Source organism: Actinosynnema sp. ALI-1.44, assembly GCF_001984155.1.
Lineage (GTDB): Bacteria > Actinomycetota > Actinomycetes > Mycobacteriales > Pseudonocardiaceae > Kibdelosporangium.
The window spans coordinates 47,221-66,366 of record NZ_MTQO01000034.1 but is presented as its reverse complement, the minus strand read 5'-3'; the positions used below and the strand labels follow the sequence as shown (position 1 = coordinate 66,366).

Annotated in this window: 7 protein-coding genes; all 7 read right to left on the bottom strand. The window is 68.6% G+C overall.

Going from position 1 to position 19,146, the window contains the following annotated elements:
• Window positions 1-57: 57 nt before the first annotated feature.
• Window positions 58-129 (bottom strand): SDR family oxidoreductase, encoded by a 72-nt coding sequence (locus tag ALI144C_RS58970; RefSeq protein ID WP_143230508.1) that lies wholly within the window; start codon window positions 127-129, stop codon window positions 58-60.
• Window positions 130-361: 232 nt separating this feature from the next.
• Entirely contained in the window at window positions 362-1,132 is a 771-nt protein-coding gene (locus ALI144C_RS07880) for an alpha/beta fold hydrolase (RefSeq protein ID WP_076986346.1), read from the bottom strand.
• Window positions 1,133-1,257: 125 nt separating this feature from the next.
• Entirely contained in the window at window positions 1,258-2,682 is a 1,425-nt protein-coding gene (locus ALI144C_RS07875; protein WP_076986345.1) for a carotenoid oxygenase family protein, read from the bottom strand.
• Between the two features lie 256 nt (window positions 2,683-2,938).
• Window positions 2,939-3,994 carry an AraC family transcriptional regulator gene (locus ALI144C_RS07870; protein WP_083752832.1) on the bottom strand — a complete coding sequence of 352 codons (1,056 nt, stop codon included), beginning with the start codon at window positions 3,992-3,994 and terminating at the stop codon, window positions 2,939-2,941.
• An 81-nt stretch (window positions 3,995-4,075) separates the two neighbouring features.
• Window positions 4,076-4,639 carry a type VII secretion system-associated protein gene (locus tag ALI144C_RS07865; RefSeq protein WP_076986344.1) on the bottom strand — a complete coding sequence of 188 codons (564 nt, stop codon included), beginning with the start codon at window positions 4,637-4,639 and terminating at the stop codon, window positions 4,076-4,078.
• Window positions 4,636-6,138, bottom strand: a complete 1,503-nt coding sequence (locus ALI144C_RS07860; protein ID WP_076986343.1) for a hypothetical protein — start codon at window positions 6,136-6,138, stop codon at window positions 4,636-4,638. The genes ALI144C_RS07865 and ALI144C_RS07860 overlap by 4 nt, the downstream gene beginning before the upstream one ends.
• Window positions 6,139-6,243: 105 nt before the next feature.
• A complete protein-coding gene (locus tag ALI144C_RS07855) occupies window positions 6,244-19,134 on the bottom strand; it encodes a protein-glutamine glutaminase family protein (RefSeq protein ID WP_076986342.1) in 12,891 nt (4,296 codons plus the stop codon).
• Window positions 19,135-19,146: the final 12 nt, after the last annotated feature.

The following is a 19,146-nucleotide window of genomic DNA, read 5'->3' as shown; positions in this document are numbered from 1 at the left end:
CTGATCCGCAACAACGGATCAGGAACCGAACGCCGCGCCAGCACAGTCAACGCCCCGTCACCCAGCCAACAGCTCACGAACCAAATGCAACCCCAGAAAACCGGTAGCACCCGTGACAGCGATATCCATACGGCGAAAGACTCCCGCTCAGTTCCCAGTGTCGCGGCCCCACACCAGCACACAGCACGAGGGCCTGATATCCGACACACCCACTCGACGAGGCGAAAGACGATTCACCCAACCGAGGCACGGGTGAGGCGAGTCGTAACGTGGTGCGGACTGTCACGTCGCGAAACGGCCACCGTTACGGCGCGCTGCTGGTGGACATCGACCTCACCGGCGCCGAGGAAGCCGATCGTCGTCATATGCGCACCCGGTCGGGGGCCGAGGCCCAGAACCGGGTGAGGACGTCAGCGGCCTCTGCCGGTGCCTCGGCCATCCACCAGTGCCCGCAACCTTCAAGGACCTCGACGCGGGCGCGGGCACGCGCGGCCGCCCGGCGACGCTGGGCCACGGAGCCGACGTAGTGGTCCTCGCTCGCCACCAGGGCGAGCCCGGGTCGAGCCGCGGCGTCGGGTAGCGCGCGGCCGAACTCCGCCATCGCCGGTTGCCTGGCGGTGCGGTACAACCCGAGCAGCGCGCGGCCCATGTCGGGGTTCTGGGCGTGCGCGACGTGTTCGGCGACCGACCTTTCGAACCCGAGCGAGACCATCTGCTCGGTCTTCTCCTCGTGCGGGGCACCGAACTGGGCGGCGACGTCGGCTTCGCCCACGCCGTCGGCCTGCCAGCGTTGGGCGAGGTCGTGCCAGACGTAGTGGGGGTCGAAGATCCCGATGGCGTCGCTGGCCCAGCTCCGAAGCAGGTCTGGCCGGGTCATGGCGACGTTGACGACGTGGCCGCCGCCCCAGTCGTGCCCGACCAGGTGCACCGGCCCGTTGAAGCGCTCGAGCTCGGCGATCAGCCAGTCCCGGTAGCCAGTCACGTCGATGGCGAAGTGGTCCGGGAGCGGAGCGCCGAACCCCGGCGGGGACAGGCACACCGTGTCGGTGTTGCCGACCTTCGCCAGCTCGTCGAGCAGGGCGGTCCAGATCGCCGCACTCTCCGGATTGCCGTGTACGAACACCGCGGTCATGAATCAGTCCTCCGTCGTACGTGTGCTGTGCCCCGGTGCCAGGCCGGTCCTGGTCCGGTGAGTGCGGCTCCGGTATCGAGCCGGGACCTCATGCTGTGCTCCGCTCCATGGTCAGTGCTCATTACCTACGGCTGCTCGAGCTCCTCGTCTGTGATCCACGAGCCGTGGAAACCGCTTGGGACTCGTCGGGGCAGGGTGACCGAGGCGACGGGCCTGCCGCCGACGTCGGTGGCGTCGAGCACGAGAAGCTTCGAGCCGCCGCCATCGCGCCGGCTGGCGATGCTGAGCAGCCAGCCGTCGTCCTCGGCGCGGTCGGGCGCCGCGGAGGGCACGAACACCGCTTCACCGGCAACGACGTCGGGGCCGAGTGCGTGCTCGGCGATGACACCGGCATCCGCGTCGAGCTTGACGATCGCCGTCGCGAAGCGACCGCCACCGGAGACGGCGTAGCGGTAGCGGGCGCTACGTCCGACGCGGTCGTCGTCGACGGTGGGGAACTCGATTCCGCGATCGTCCATGGTGGTCTCGGTGACGGTGCCGGTGACCGGGTCGAGCACCCAGCGGTGCAGGCGGGCCAAACCACTGTTGGCGGCCGCGGCGGCGGGGCCGGCCGGGTCGGGATGGGCGGGAACCCCGGTCGACGCGGACGGGGTGCCGGTGCGTGCCCACGCTCGAGCCGCGTCCGCGCCCGCGTACCGGGCAGCGTCAAGCACCACCCGACCGGCGTGGTCGGTGTGCGCGTTGCCGACATGGAAGACGTAGGACGGGTCGATGTCGTACCAGCGCACCTCGCCCGGCCGCTCGAGCGGCATCACTCCGATGCGCGCGCCGTAGGACTCGTCCCAGTCGAAGGGCAGCGGGTGGCCGATCCGTTCCGGGTTGAACGTCATCGGGAGGTCGAGGAACACCGCGTGCCGGTCGGTGATGGCGAAGTCGTGCATCATCGTCGGGCCGGGGACAGTGATCGGCGCACTGGTCACCAGCTCACCCCTGGCGGAGAGCCGGTGGTACGTGACGAACGGTGCCGTCACGCTGTAGCCGAAGAAGTGCAGGTCGCCCGTCACCGGATCGGTTTTGGGGTGCGCGGTCATGGCAGTGGTGAGCCGGCCGTCGAAGTCGCTGGTGCCCACGGTTTCCAAGTCCGGGGTGAGCACGTGCGGCAAGCCGCTCTCGACCAGCGTCAGGATTTTGCCCGCGTGGGCGATGACGCTCGTGTTCGCCTCGCCGACGGTCAGGTCGAAACTCCCGTCAGGCCGCGTCGCGGACTCCCCGGCCAACGCCTTCGTCCGCACCCAGCGGTTGCGGTACCACCGCGCGCGGCCCCCGTCGAGGCGGATGCCGTGCACCATGCCGTGGCCTGCGAACCAGTGCACCGACGGCTGGCCGGGCAGCGGGTTGGGGCCGTTGCGCAGGTAGCGGCCGACCAGTTCGGGCGGCAGCGCACCCTCCACGGGCAGGTCGACAGCGTCGATCTCGTCAGCTACTGGAGCGAGGTGCCCGGTCACGTGGAGGGGAATGCCGGACGTGCTGGTGTTCGCCGTTTCTGTCATCGTTCTTCCTCTTGGTTCAGGTGCGCGCGGCAATGGGTTGTCGAGCAACAAGAAACGCCGCGATGTGCGGCCATCGCGGCGGCGATGCCTGTGCCCGCAGTCCATGGAACACGTCGGTGCGCACGGTGATGGAGGGCTGGAACAGACACGAAGTGGGGCGGACCGGACATGCGCGCTCCGGGCGCTCCTGTACTTCGACGGGCGCGGCGGCGGTCAGAAGCGGAACTGGGTGTCCAAGACGGCGGACAACCTCGCCTCAGCCTCCCACCGGACCTGCTCCGGTGGACTGGCCGCGCGTCTGCGAAGGCGTGCGGCCGGTCCACCGGAGGTAGGCACGCCGGAACTCGCGGCTGTCACCGAACCCGACCTCGGCCGCTACCTCGCTGACCGGGACCGACGAATGACGCAGTAGCGACGTGGCGCGGTGCTCGCGCACCCGGTCCGAGACGTCGCGGAAGCGCACGCCGGACTCGGCCAGCCGGCGGTGCAGCGTCCGCTCGGTCACGTGCAACCGCTCGGCGACGTCTCGCATGCTCAGCGGCCGCCGCAGGTGCATGGCGAGCAGCGTCTCGAGTGAGGCGACGAGGTCGGACGGCGGGTCGCTGGGGGCGAGCATCTTCTGGCACGCCTCGATGGCCGCCCGCCGCGTCGGCTCGTGCCGGGTCGGGAGTGGACGTTCCATCAGCGTGCCCGGGATGACCATCCGGTTCGCGTCGCTCCGGAATGTGACCGGGCACCGGAAGACAGTGTGGTAGCGCGCGGCGTGCGCAGGCCGCGGGTAGGCCAGGTCGACCCGCAGCGGCGCCCATGTCGGGTCTGCCAGCATCGAACGAATGACCATGACGGTGCTGACCAGCGCCTCTTCGCACAGGAACGCCAGCAGTTCCGGGTCGGGCCAGCGCTCCCAGAACCGAACCCCGATCCGGCCACCGAGATCCTCGCGCTCCACGTCGAGCAGGCTGCCCGAAGCCTGGTGCAGCTCCTCGGCGAGATCGAGACCCTCGCCGACGGTCCCCGACGCCCGCATCGCCACCCCGAGCAGGCCGAACGACAGCAACGCGTCCCGCTCGCCCACCTCCAGCCCCAGCGCACGTCCCGGCAAGGCGGCGAGCGCGCGGCGCAACACCGTCCGCGCCTGCCGCAACGAAACACGTGCGCCGGGCGCGTAGAGCACAGCGGGATCGAGGCCGGTTCCCGAGAGCCACGACGTCACCGGCAACCCCTCGCGGCGCCCGATGTCCAGGACCCCGGCCAGGATCGTCGGAGGGATCACAGCCTTGCCCGAAGAGCCGAGCGACGGTTCGACCGACATCCCGTGCGTCTCCCCCCGTCCAGGCCACGCTCGCTGAGCCAATTCTGCCTCGGCCCGTCAACCGGCTCGGGAGCGGTCCTGTCAGGCGGGGCTATCGGATGGGTGCGGCCCGGGCTGGTCCGGTTGCCGCTCCGTGGCTTCCCGTACGACGTCGGCGTGGAGCCGTATGGACGTCGGTGCGCTGGGGTTGAGCAGGACGTCGACACCTTGGGGTGGCAGGGCGGCGGCGAGTTCCGCGAGTGTGGTGTCTCGCCATCCCGCGGCGTTCACACGGCCGCGGTGCCCGTACGACGTCGTCACCAGGACCGAGGGGACGCCGTCGGGAGCGGGACGGACAAGCGCGACCCCCTGCTCGTCCAGTGCGACGCCGAATGTCATGTCGGCGAGCACAGCGGGGAGGAGCTCCGCGGCGTCGGTGTCGTCATGGGCGATCAGGCCGAGTACCGCGTCGACCGGGTCGAGTGGCGAGTTCGGGCTGGACGGCTGGTACACGGGGTTGGGCTGGAACCGGCCGCGGGTGCCGTCCGGGTTCACCAGCCAGGCGCCGATCACCGCGTCCACCGGCGCGTCCGAGGTGTCGTCGAGCGACGCCCGTTCGGGGTCGATCAGCAGAAGCAGCCCGCCCCGCGGGTCGTGCTCGGTCATCGTCCGGTGCCTTCCGTGGGCAGGGACGGGAACTCGGGTGCCCGCATCGCCATCGTCTCCATCATGCGGGACAGCAACGGCAACTCCGGCAGGGGCGGCTCCACGCCGGACGGCTCCGCCTTTCGCAGCGCGGTGGTGGCCGACTCCGCCGTGATCGGTTTCATACCGGACTCTTCTGGTTCCACGGTGGGCAGGGCGGCGGTTGGTGACTCCGTGCTCGGCGGAGCTGGGCTCGGCGGTGTGGTAACGGGCATCAGCGTGGTCACGAGCTTGGTCTGGTAGTCGATGCGGCCTACCAGGCTTTCCGCCGCCGCACGCACGCGTTGGGCCTGCTGGGGATCAACCGCCTCGTACAGCACGTGGTTGCGTACGGGATCGAGCTCGGCAGCCCGTACGACGGCCGCGGCCGCGGGTTCTTCCGCGGACCGGACCCAGAGCCCTGCCTCCACGACCTCGACGACGATGTCCGGCGCGCATTCGTAGACGCCGGGCGAGACCTCGCGCAACTGCGGGGCCGGCGGTCGGTGGGCACGCAGTCGGCGTGGACCGGGCTGGGCGTCAGTCCCCTGAGGACGGTAGGCGAATCCCTGTGCGAACGTGTTCCAGCCGTGCGTACCGTCCGCACGGAGCGCGACCACAGCTGGAGCGTCCGGCGCACCGACTGGAATGCCCGTGTAGCAGCGCACTTCCTGCTTGAGCACGTTCGCCAGGGTCTGCCCGAGCGAAGCGCCGTCCGGCAGAGCCACCTCACCGAACCGGGTGAACCACGCCTCGGACTTGATGTCGGCGGGCAGCGTCTGCCAGAACGCCTTGACAGCGCCGAGTTCGAGCGCGGGAGCACCCGGGCTGCCCACCACGATCACCGGCACGCCGGGCTGGCAGGGCAGTGCCCTGACAAGCCTGGTGCGGCTGCCCACGAACAAGTCGTCGACACCGCCCGGCCGGATCCACATCCCGGCAGGCAACGGTTCGGCGACACTGCCGTCCGCTCCCACCGGCCGGACCTCCGCCACCGCGGGCGACTCCCAAGCCGGGCGGGGAAAGCGTTTCGACTCCCGCACCGCCATCTGGCCCCGCCGGAACCGCACCCAGCAACTGCTCGCCACGGAATGCACGAACAGAGCACCTGCGACACCCTGGTGCATGAGACCGTAGGGCGCGAGCACGACCCGGCCGGTCCGGTCGGCGAGCCACTGCCCGAGACGCGGCCCGACCTCGCGGGGATGCCGGCCGAGCACCAGCCGCATCGGGTTGCGCCCCTTGGGCAAAGCGGCCACGAAGGACTCCCACACCTCGGCCGGGGCGTCGGGCGGCAGGTCCGCCACCACCAGCTCGTGCCCTGGATCGACGGGCAACGACTCCGCCAGCGTGCGGGCGTCCTCCGTCGGCCCATCTGCCCCGTGCACCAGCAGCGCGTTGCCCACAGTAGTCCGCACAGTGGTCCGCGTGGCGCCAGCACCGGTTCGCATCCGTACGCGGATCCTGGTCAACAGAGACATGGGCTTCCTCTTCGGGTCAGGGACCTCTGGTCCCTTCACCATCACCCAACCCGGCCACGTCCGTGGGCACCGTCGACCCAACCGGTGGGCATTGCTGGATTTCCCTCACGAACCAACGCCGCTCGGCTGTCCAGCCCTGCCGGCCGCGACCCGCCCCAACTCCCGCATCACGTCTTTGATCAACTCGGGCCGCTCGTGCGAGTTCAGCAATTGCTGTACGTAGTCCCGTTGGCCTTGGCGCCACGCCGCCCAGATATCCCTCACAAGCCCGAGCGTGGCAACGCGGTCGGACAACCGAACCGGCCCGTCGTGCGGTTCGCCCTGCTTGTACTGCCAGCCCTGCTGGACCGCGGTCACCAGTTCCCGCACGATGGCCTGATCGTGGTGGGGCGCCGTCTCGCCGTACACGTTCCAATGTCCTCCGGCGACGAGCATGCTGGTACTCACCGGCCTGGCCACGCCAGGCATCCACATCGCCGACCAGACGGCGTGCGTGGTGGGCGCGAACACGCGATCGACGCCATGGTTGGACAGCTTCCGGAACACATCGGGCGCCAGGTCGCCACGCTCCACGCTGCCGCCGGCCGAGCAGAGGGCGAGCACCAGTGTGTGACGTCCTTCGCCCCTGGCCGCGCGGAACTCCGGAGACTTCCGGATGATCTTCGCCAGGTCCTTCCCGTCGACGGACATCGTCCCGATTCCCGGCACGGTGACCGCGGCGATCGTGTCGTGGCCGTGCCCTTGGACGATGAACGCCTCATCGATCGTGAACGGCAGGTCGCTGTTGATGCTGCGCACGGTGTCGAGCTGGTCGGGCCGGTTGTTCACCAGGTCGATGAGCTCATGTTCGGATGTGCCGACCTCGTACATCCGGCTGACCGCCAGATCGAGGTAGGCGGCCCAGCTCCGCACCGCCGTGATCTCGTCGGGCGCGTCGTACAGCATGATCCCCCTGGCGGGGTGGTCCAGCGGAGTCGTCTTCACCTGGTCGACGGCGAACGCCCTGAACCTGCCGGCGTCGTCGATGCCTTCCAGCCAGTCCCGCTCCGGACGCTGGTCATCGAGCGAGAGACTGGCCGGCTCCTGCTCGATCCACTGCAGGCCGGACAGATTCCGCCAGGTCAGTCGACCGTCAGGACCGAGCCCCAGGAAGGCCCCCATCGTCCGGGCGAGTCTCTCGCCGGAAGCTTCCAGCCGGGCGCGGTCCTCGGGAGTCTCCGGCTTCCCGGCGTCGGCGAGCCCGACGGGAACGGCCAGATCGGCGTCAGCCGCGTTTCGCACCCGGACCGGATTCACCTGGAACTCGTCCCCGTCGGGCAACCGGTACCCCTGGTTGAACCGTTGGTCGATGCTCTTGATCAGGTGCTCCGACACCTGATCGAGTTGATCGGTGGTCAGGCCGGGGCCGTCCAGGAACACGTTGACCGTCGCCTCGCGCACCCACTCGTCGGCATCCACCTCCATCCTGCGCACCTCGTACGAACCGCCGATCCCACCGGGCACACGCATGACCGGCGCCTCCGGCCGCATCACGTCGACGTCGTTCACCGACGTCGGTTCCCCGCGCTCCAGTTCATAGCCGGGGTTCGCGACCAGCTGGGCATGCCAGTAGGCGTCCGCGCCGCCACGCTCGTCCTCCGGCACCGGCTCCCGCGGCACACTCTGCCCCTCCATGGGCAGTGTGGACAGCGGAGGCAGCTCGGTGGCTCCGGTCCACGGCAGCGGCACGAAACCCACGATCGGCCGGTTCGTGGGCAGTGCGCCCATGGTCTGGTTCTTCACGTCGACGAAGTTGACGACACCGCGTTCGTCCTTGTGGACGAGGATGTAGTGCCCTTCGGCACCGCCACCGCCCATGAAGACCATGCCCTGGGCACCCGGCGCCTGATCGCGCATGTGCCGGAAGATCTCGTCGAACGTGGCCGTCCGGAACTGGGCGCCCGCGAGATCGTTCGCGTCACCCACCCTCGTCCATTCACTGGAACCCGCCACGAAGGTGTCCTCGTCCAGGATGGAGAACGATCCCTGGACAGTCACCTCGAAACAGTTGTTGGCGGCCTCGTTCGTGTCCACGCCACGCAGATTTCCGTACCGTGAGGCGAAATAGTTCGCCGCTTCGCCTCTGGTCGCGAAAGTCCCCTGTGCCACAAGAGAACCAGCGGGCAGATCCAATGCCCGGCGCACGTTGAGCGGTGCTTCCCCCACCGGAGCGCTCGTCCGGGCGGGTCCACCCGCCCCGCCAGTCAGATCCGGATCCAGCGAACGCGCCGAATCGTCGACCGGCCTGGTGGGCGGAGCGGAAACCGGTACATCTTCCGCAGTGGACGGTCTGAGGTCGTGGACGAACTCGATGTGCGCGTTCTCGCCGGGTTCCGGAGGCCGCGCCTCCAGGTTCGGAACGGCGAAGCCGGGCCCCGCGTCCCAGACGTCGTCAAGGTGGTTCTGCATGGTCTCCCCGACCAGGCTGGTCGTCGCTTCGTCGGTCACGAGGACCAGCTTCGGCTCGTAGCCGGACCACGCGCTGACCGTGCCCGCCAGGTCGACGAGCCACCGCACCCCCGCCTCGGTCTTGTCCGACAGCCTGCCGGTCTCCGGGTCGTGCTCGACGCGCACCGAACCGGGTACCGCCGGGTCGAACATGCCAGCGGGTGAGGTGTACTCGCCAAACCAGAGTTTCACGTCGACCGGGGCGACCACGAGGAAATCCGCTACCGACGACGGCAGGTGGACGGTGTGGAACCGGCCGCCCTCCCAGCGCGACGTGGTGACGGTACGCACCTCGGCAGCGAGCTCCGGCCGCGAGGCGATGAAGCGCAAGGCGCTCGACCAGATGAGACCAGGGTCGGCGTGCCGGTTGACCACGTCCGCCACGGCGGTCACGTGCAGGTCGCCCTGGCGGTTGAACAGGTCGCGCACGAGGGACTGGACGACTTTCGCAGTCATTTCGACGGTCTCGGCAGGCGCACTGACCAGCGGTCGCGCCACCTCCGGTCGGATGCCTTCCGGGTCCGGAAGCCAACTCTGCGCGGACAGCATGGTCACCGCGGGCACGACCGGCTCATGGAGGTATCCGAGCTTGGGCAGGAACTCCTCGAGCAGGAAGGACGGGCCGCCGCGGAGCATGACCGAGTACCGGCGCGACTGCATCGCCTTGATGTCGAAGAACTCCTTGTTCATGGATGCCACGTCCGGGCCGTACAGATCCTGTTGCGGCAGCGCGTACTTGTCGGCCATCCCGCTGAGAGCCATGTCGGCGACCGGGTGGTTGCGCGAGATCGCGAAGGCGGCGTTGCCCAGTACCTTCTTGCTGGTGCTGAGTAGCGCCCAGCCCTCGGGAGAGTGCACGACGTCCTCGGCAAGCGTCAGGTCCCGCACGTGGTTGTCGCCGTCGGTGTAGATGCCCCCGAACGCGCGCAGGATCTCGAACCTGGCGATGTCGCTCGCCGCGGCCCAGCCTGGGCCGGTCTGCCTGATCGCCTGGCTGCGGAAGAAATCGTGCAGCCGCATCGGGGAGTCGCTGTGGAAGACCTCGTCGAAGTTGACGATCCGGATCTTGTGGTCCCGAGCCCACTGCCTCATGTCGCGCAGGTCCGCGTGCGGGTCGGGTCTGCCGTCGGACGGCGCCGGCGTCGAACGCGCCTCCTCGAACGCACTGCGTGGGATGTCAGTCCACAACACAGCCGTACCCGTGCGTTCGTTTGTCGCGTGGTTGAAGTACTTGTCGGCAGCGGCACCGAAGTTCTGTCGCACGACGGCAGTGGGGCCGTGGCCGGTCACCGGGCTTCCCAGCCAGATCGTGTGCAGCAGTTTGGGCATCTCCAGCCGCTGCGGCAGCGGCGGCACGTCGGCCGGTGCCCAGTCGGTACGGGTGTCCTCCGGCCGGTCGCTGGTGACTACGTGGTCGCTGGATCGCAAACCGTCGGCGGTGATCGGGTCCGGCGCCGACCGGGTCAGATCCACCAGTTCGAACAACGCGGGCAGTTTGTCGGTGCTCAGCCCAGGGAGGTCGAGCCCGGCGAGGAAATCCCTTGGCGCGGCGGGATCGAACAGGCCGAACAGGTTCGGGCCCAGCATGTCCTGCGGGACCGTCGGCTCCGGCACTGCCCGCTCCTGGAGCGCCGTGACAAGCGCGGTTTCCTCTGGCGAACCAGCGCCATGACTGCGCCCCTCCGTCTCGGCGACATTCTCAGCCTGGCTCGCCGCGGTGGAAGCGTCATCCGCGGTCGGACGGCCTTCTCCCGCGGCCCGCGACGACACATCTTCACCCTGCTCCGGCGACTTCCGCTCCGGCGACTGGGGCGCGACGCTTGAGTCGCTCGATGACACGGTGTCTGAGAAGAAGTTGTCCTTCCAAGGGTCGTGTGCCACATCGCCTTGCGGCGAGCGGTAGTCCCAGACCTGCAAGTTGTCGAGTTTCGTCGTCAGGTCGTGTTCGGCGGCGTCGACCCGCGCTCTGGCCGAGTCGACCGAACCCGGCACGTCCTGCCGCGCTCGCTGAGTGTGGGCGAGGTTCTCCTCGGCGATGTCCAGCTGACGGCTCGCGTCGATGGCGGCCTGCCGCGCCGCGTCGATCGACCGGGGGAAGTTCGTCACGACCGAGTCGAGGGCACTCCCGGCCTCGGCGGACAGTTCCTGCGAGACCGGCGGAACCTGGGGCAGCACACCAGGAGACGGCGGCTGCCGACCGTCGCGTCCGAACCTGTCACGAAGGTTCTCCATGTGCCCGCCGGGCGACCGACGATGGCCGGACCGGCCAGGATCGCTCGGCCCTTCACCAGCCGGGCCGCCACCACGCCTCGGCGGAGCACCGGCCGCCCCGGACACCCGCGGAGCACCCACCTGCCCAGCCAGATCCCTGGCAAGGTCACGCGCACGAGACTCCGCATCCTGCAAGGGCACCCCGCCACCGAGATCCCCGAGCATCCGTGCGGACACGATCGTGTGGAACACACGGTCCCGCCCAACCAGGTCCCGCTGCCGCGGGCTGATCGGCGTCATGATCGTCTGATTCTGGTAGTGGTCGGACAGGATCCGGCCCGCCCGCGTCGAGATGTCGTCAACCACATCCGCGGGCATCTTGCTGTCCCCCAGCACCCCCCGCGCCTGCTCCCACTGCTGCCTCACCCCGTCAGGCAGCAACGCCGCGACACCGGGCGGCAACGTCCCGGTCGCGTTGCCGTCGAACTCAGCCAACGACCCGTCCGCGGCCAGCACCACGCCATCACCAGCAAGCCCGCCAGTATCCTGGGACGGATGCTCGAACCACGGCTGCCCCAAACCCGGTGGCGGCTGGGGGACGATACCGTCCTCCGGTGGGAAAAGCCGATACAGCTCATCCCATCTGCCCACGAGCAGTTGCCGGAGTGCGGAACCGCGATCGACATCGCGCGCCAACGCGTCCCGCGCACCGGCCGGTTCACGGTTCGCGACGTCACTGAGGCTCGTCATCAGGTGCCGGGCCTCGGCAGGGCCATAGCGTCCGTCGATGACCTGCTGCCAGGCGTTCTGCGCCAGATGAGCCAACCGCCGGTCGACCGACCGCTGATGTCCTTCGACGGCGTGCTCCGCCAGTTCGTCAGCGCTGTGCCAGAACAGGTAGTCGGCTTGCCGCCAACTGGTGGGAATCGGGCTGTCCGGCCCCGGGAAGGACATCGCACGGGCATCGGTGATCAACACGGCCGCGCGCCCGGAAGGCCACAGTTCCCCGTCGTCCTGCCGCGTCCACAGGCGCGGGTTGCGCTGTGCGTCCGCTTCCAGTGCCCTCTGCACATCGTGCGTGTCTCCTGCCCAGGTGGCCCTGTTGCCCGCGTCGACTCCCATCGGTGCCAGCCACTCGTCGACGGTGAGTGGCCGGTCGGCCGCGGTCGGGTCAAGCACGATCCACTGCGGCCCGCGCCCGTCGTCGACCCGGATCGCGGGAGCCACGTGGAAAAGCCACGTGTCCCCGTCCTCGTGCGCCATCGCGCGCGAGGCGTTCGGCCCGGACATCGTGAGGTCCGGATCCACTCTGGACACGAAGACCTTGGACGGACTCACGCCGAGTCGGTTCAGCTCGAGTGACCACAGGTGCGCACGCAGGTCGCAGCCGTTCTCGGGGTGGTCGACGGGAACGCCCAACCGGCCGTGGTCGGGATGCACGAAGTCGACATTCCGCAAACGGTCGAACAACTCCCGCGCTCGACCAGTGGTGACCGGACCGTCGCCGGCATCTCCCAGCGCATGCGTGATCGCGGCGGTTTGGTCCGGCCACAACGCCAGCATGTCGTCCCTGAGCCCAGTCCCGGACCGGCCGCGGTAGGCGGCATCCACCGCCCAGATCTTCTGCAGATCCCGGTCGAGCTGTCCCAGCATCGCCATGGCCTGGTCGAACCGCTGCCCCCGCACGCTGGCGACCAGGTGATCGGCCGCGGCGCCCACACCCGGCAGGTTCGCCGGGTTCTCCTCCGGGCGCAGCGACATCGGTCCGATCGTCGGCAACGTGGCCGGGTCCACCGCGTGCGGCGCCGTCTCACCCGGCGGCAACGGGTTTTCCGGGCCGCGGGCCGAAGGATTCGACTCAGGACCGGAAACCGGTGTGTCCGCGAAGAAGTCCTCCATCCCGCCGGGCTCGACCGGCGACGGGGCCCGCGCATCTCGGACATTCTGCGTCTCGAATCGGGCAGACTCCGAGGAAACCGGTCCAAGCCGCGCCGGTTGCGTCACAGGCTGCCCGAACTCCGGACCCGGGTTCGACCCCGGGTACAACGGATGATCACCGACGAACTGAGCAAGAACCTGCATGTGCGTACCCGACGTCACCACATCAGGCATCGCGCGCACAACACCGTCCGGACCACGAACCGTGTTCTGCCCCATCAAAGTGCCGGCAATCGACCCCTCCGGCCAACCCAGCATGTGCCCGATCTCGTGTGCGTACGTCACGGGCAACTCACCCGGTCGCCACGTCGTCTGGTTCGTCCGCGTGGCATCGGGATCCAGCTTCACCGTGAAATGCACAGGATCACCGGGTCCGGCCCGTACCACGTCCACCACCACCAGATCATCGTTCGGCAACCGATGACCCGGCTCGTTCAGATACGTCCGGACTCCCTCCCGCAGACCGCTCCAGACCCGCTGCCCCTCCTCGGCCGACACGCGACTCGAATCGAAATCCACCCGAACGGTCAACCGGGAAACCGGCCCGACCGACGTGTTCGCGCGCTGCACCTCGAAAGCGGACCGCACCAAGTCCGGCGAACCGGGAACACGCCGAACACGGCCCCGCTGGTACACCGGAGCCTCATCCAACAACCGCGAATCCTCCGGGCGAAGCACAGTGCCCGAACCACGTTCACCCACCGGACCAGGCGCACCACCCGCACCACGACCAGCCATGGCACCCACACCGTGCTCGACCGGCAACGGCGCGAACGGCTCCCGTGGACCAGGCGGATTCGCGGACTCCGGATATCCGGAGGCGTGTCCGCCCGAACTCTCCGCGGGCTGGTCGTCGACCCTCGGGAACAGGCGGTTCAACTCCTCCCAGTGGTCCCGGCCGAGCAAGTTCCACAGTGTGCCCGCGAGCTCCGGACTGCGTTCCAGCACGCCACTCGGACCAATGAGATTGTTCCTCGAAATGTCCCGCAGCGAGGCCATCAGGTTCTCCGGGAAGAACATGTCGATTTCGGCGAGGCTCAACGCCGTTCCCACCTCTGCCCGCACGGCGTTGTCAACGTCGGCGATGGACTGGTTCAGCGCCCCGGTGACCCAATCTCCTCGGTCGTCGAACTGCGTGAACTCGCCCATGCTCGGAAGACCCGGCGCTGCCGCGGCCGGGGGGAAGATCCGGTTCAGCTCTCCCGAATACCCAGGACCAAGCAAGTTCTGCAGCAAGGCGGCCGAGCCCGGATCACGTTGCAGGGCCCCCAGCACGCCAACCGGTTCGTCGTGGGCGATCTCCCTCAGCGAGTCCCGCAGGAACACCGGGAAATGCAAACCAATCGCATCGAGAGCCAAAGCGCTGTCGATCTGAGCTCGCAAAGAACGGTTGACCCGCCGATTGGCAGCCTCGGTGGCATGGTCGACCAGCACATCATCCTGCGCACGGGCCGTTGCGTCAGCTTCTCGAAGATCGACCGGTTGCCGCGAGGCCGGCGAAGGGAAGTGGAAGGCGTGCGCGTCAGTGATCGCCACGACCGCGCGGTCTCCGGGCAACATGTACGGTTCGCTGAATATGTTCCAGCGCAGCAGGTTCGCGGTCAGGTCGTCCTCGATGGCCTGCTGCACTTCGGGAAGACGTCCATGCAGCACCAAGCTCTGAGCCGGATCAACCCCCATCTGGCCCAGCCATTCCGGGTAGCCGATCGGCCGGTCGGCAGTGGACGGGTCGAACACCATCCACTGCGGTCCGTTCGGGCCCTGCACCTGAACTGCGGGGGCAACGTGGTAGGACCACGTCACCAATCCGGGATTTCCATGATCGGCCCTCGCCGCGTACGGCGAATATATCCGGAGACCGGGTTCCGTCCGCGACACGAAGATCTTGGAAGCACCCGCTCCCAGGCGGTTCAGCTCAAGCGCCCACAGATGCGCACGCAGATAGCATCCATCTTCGGGATAGTCGACAGCAAGCCGCTGCCTGCCGTGCTGGTGGTGATCGAACTCGACGTTCTTCAGCCGCTCGAACAAAGCCGCGGCCTCCTCTGGCCGCAACGGCGCGTTGTCGACCTTTCCCAGCGAATGGTCGACGTAGTGACCTTCACTCGGCCTCAGCCCCACCAGGTCGTCACGCAGCGCACCACCGGTCCGGACCTGATACGCGTCCTGAACCGCCCAGATCGTCCGCGTATCCCTGGCAACTCCCCGCAGGATCACCATGGCACGGTCGAAGTCCCGATCCCGCACGCTGTTCACCAACGCTCCCGCCACGTTCAGCACCGGCTGGAGGTGCGCGGGATTCCGTCCCGGCGCCACCGCCGTCGACCCCACGTGCGGCGTTGCCCCCGGGTCCAGCGTGAACACACTCATCGAACCGGTGATCTGCAGTGCCCGCTCGAAGTCCCGTGAGCTCATCCGCCCTTCGGATGCTGCCGCGGTCAGTGAGTCGCTGATCCGCGTGTGCACGGCTTGACCACCGCCCGGCATCTGACTGGCCCGGTATAGTTGCGGGAACAACCGCGCGGTATCGACACGGCGAGCGTTGAGAATCTGGAGGATCTCGTCGTGGACACCGCTCTCCCGCCGCGGGCCGTTGTGGGGCGGATCAGGGTCAGGGCGCCGCCTGGGCGGAGCATTCGACGGAGAGTGCTGTTCGGTGTACGGGCCGTCGGTGAACACACTGTGGATCAGGTCACCGGTGGGTTCCGCCCGCGGGGGCGGTGTCTGGCCGTTCGTACTGTCCAGTCCGTGTGACGCAACGGGTTTCGCCGTGGCCTGCACCTTCGCGATCAGGTCGATCTGTTCCGGGGTGAGGTGCTTGTCCAGCGGATCGCCCATGATCCCGCCACGGCTCTCGGGACGGTCGAACAGCAGGTTCGAGTCCTTGTGGCCCTCGCCGAGACCGAGGAAGTGGAAGTACTCGTGCAGCAGGTTCCCGATCGGGTCCGCGAGGTCCCACTTGACCTGGCTCGTCCGCGGGTCCCGCCCTTGCCGCTCCCCGCCTGGCCCTCGGGAGTCGTGCACGTCCACCGGCACGTTCCTGGCCGGGTCGGCGTCCCAGCCCCGGGGCACCCCGTTCGGCGTCTCCGCGTCCAGGGTGAAGTGGATCTGGCTGCCTTTGAACGGCCCCTTGCCGAACGAGTGCTTGTAGTTGAAGTGCTTGTCCAGCCCCTCCTGCACCCGTTCGCCCAGACCGCGCCGCGTCGCCGCGTCCACCTTGTGGTCCGGGGAAAGCAGGTCCAGCGGGACGGTGAACTCCAGGACCCACCTGCCCGGTCGCACCTCGAAGTGGCGCTGGTCGAAGCGGATCTGGGTGATCTTCCCGGAGACCTGGCCGTCCCCGGTCCGCAGACCGCCCTGCTGGCTGTGCGGGTCGAACCGCTCGCTGCTGAACCTGGTGGGCTTCGCGCCGTCCCGGCGGTTGCGCCACGTCTCGTCCTTGCGCACGAACCCGTCGTTCCTGGGCCCGCTCGGACCTGGCTCGCGGAGTCCGGGGCCGGTCACGGAGTCGTCCACCTTGGAGTGGCCGGTTCCCATGTAGCCGAACGCCGCCACCGCTGCCATGCCGTCTTCCGTGACGTCCGGTTTCGACGGTTTGACCACCGGCCGGTCCGGCGAAGACCTGTCAGGGACGGGCGCGGCGGGCCGGTCGGACGTGGGCACGGTCGGTTTGTCCAGCACGACGTTGTCGAACAACTTGCCCGGCGGTTGCTTGTTCATCAGGGACGACACCAGCTTGTCGACGACCGACTTGTCGACCGGTTTCGCCGCGTTGGACACGTCGTCCCGTGTTGTGGGCGCCTGCGGGCCCGCGTGGCCGCCGCCACCACCAGGACCAGTCACGCCCGTGTTCGGCGGCGGGACGACCGGGCCGATCGGGGCATCCGGCCCGGTGTGGCCACTTGGCCCGAGGGGACCGACAGGGCTGACCGGACTGATCGGACTGACGGGACTGATCGGACTGACTGGGCCGCTCCAGTTCCCGCGGCTTTCCTGCTCCGTCAGCGGGCTGACCGGGACTTCCAGCGCACTGCTGTCGAACGAGGTGCGACCGCCGACGGTCGTGTCGATCGACAGGTCAGGCCGGAGCTTCAGTTGTCCGGCGTTCGGCGGCTGCTGGTGACCGTCCGAGAAGGTGTGCGGTGAGGGTGGCGGATCCACCCGCGACACCGGCAGGTTCGACGACGAAGGACCGGTGTGCGTGACCACCGATCCGTCCGGAGTCGGCGGCGTCACCACGGATCCGTTCGGGTTGTCCGAGAACACGGGGATCTTCACTGGCGGCACCGGCGAATCCAGCAGTGACCCGTCCGGCAACGACCGCTCCGGATCCGGTCGTAGGGCCGGACCATCCATCCGCGATGGACCCGAGTAGTGAGCACCCGGTTGTGCGGGCACGTGCCCGCCCGGGTTCTGCTGGTGCCCGCCCGGGTTCTGCTGGTGCCCGCCCGGGTTCTGCTGGTGCCCGCCCGGGTTCTGCTGGTGCCCGCCCGGGTTCTGCTGGTGTCCGGTGATCGGTTGCTGGCCACCGGTTACCGGGTTCTGCTGGTGGCCGCCGCCGTAGTGCGACACAGGCGGGGGCACGACCGACCCTTCCGGGTTGTCGGGCATCGCCGGAATCCTCATCTCGGGCACTGGCGTGTCCAGCAGGGACCGCTCCACACCGCCATGACCGTCCGAGTGCGACAGACCAGGCAGGCCGGTGGTGACCGGCGCGCCGTCCTGGCGGTGCGCGGGTTGCCCGTCGAGGAAGGTTGGGGACTCGTTCGGCAGCCGGTTCGGCAGCGTGGGCATGCCCTCCGGAGTGATGCCGAGCGACGGTGTCGTGTGACTCTGGCCGCCGTGCCCGCCCGACGTCGTGGTGATCGGCCGGTCCCCGGTGAACAGGCTGCCGAACGGTTTCTCCCCCGGCGTCGTGATCTCTCGGCCACCGTTCGGGGTGTGGTCCGAGAACTTCCGGTCACCGAACCCAGTGTTGTCTGGAATAGACAATGGCGTTTTCTCGCCCAACGGCATGTTCGGGCGGTAGTCGCCGTCCCGGTCGGTGAACGACCCTCCTTCGCCCCTGCCCGGACTGCCCTTGCCGGGGCCGTTGCTCAGCAGCGGCATGTCCTCCTGCGTCGGACCGGAGTTCTTCTTGCCGAGACCCGGCGGGACGTCGAACTTCAATCCGAGTGGGCCACCGAACTTCTTGCCGAGGTTCCCGGCGAAGTTCTCCAGAGCCGTGCCCAGCTTTCCGCTGGGCTGGTACGGTCCGGCCCCGCCGAGGATGCCCGACCAGATCTCCTCCGGGTGCCCGGTCGCCAAGCCCACCAACGGATTGCTCCCGGCGACCATGCCGACCTGCGCTCCCGCGTACCCGAGCTGCCCCAGCGCACGCGCCCACCCTGGCACGACAATCGCCGTCGGCGGTGTCCCACCGCCCGTCGAACCGCCCTTGCCCCCGGTCGACCCGCCTTTCCCACCGGCGGAACCGCCCTTGCCCCCGGTCGACCCGCCTTTCCCACCTGGCACACCGACCTTGCCGGTCAAGCCACCCCTGCCGCCGAACGAGCCGCCTTTCCCGCCGATCGATCCGCCTTTGCCACCAGGCATGATCCCCCGAGGCAGCCCGCCAAGCCCGACCTTCGTGATGCCGTGGAACATTCCGAACGCCGCGCCACCGATCGCGCCGCCGATCACCGAGCTCTTGAAGGATTTCCAGTCGAATTCGTCACGCCCGCCGCCGGCCATCTGACCCAGCTGGATACCGCCGTCCAGGATGCCCATGAACGCCGCGCCACCCGCCGCGTACTTCGCCATGTTCCAGATGACCTGCACGAGCGCGTTCCAGATCCCCCGCAGGGTGACCTGGCCCAACGCGATCGTCCCGGGAACCGCGAACGCCCCGAACAGTGAACACAGCAACGCGATGATCGTGGCCAGGAACATCGCCGCCATCGCGATGAGCATGATCTTGCCCTTTTGGACGTCGGCCGCCGCGGTCTTGCACATCTTCGCGAACTCGGCCGAGGCCGACTCCATGATCCGCAGGAACTCGAGTACACCTTTTTCCTTGTCGCTGAGGTACTCGTCCAGTGCGTCCGCCGTGACACCGCGGATCGACTCGTGCAACCGGGGAAGCCACCGGTCGGACTCGGCGACAAGGCGTTCCATGACCTCGTGGAAGTCCGCCCACGCCGCGGACATCGCCTTCAGGCCACCCTCGCTGGCCTCCGGCCAGGTCATCCCCATCGTGACCTTGAAGAACTTCTGCAAACCGGGAGGCAGCTCGGTGGTCATCGCCGAGCCGCTGCCGGTTACCGGAGCCTCCTCCTCACCACCGCCGGTGTTCGCACCCTTCTTACCGGTACCACTCATCAGTGACACCTC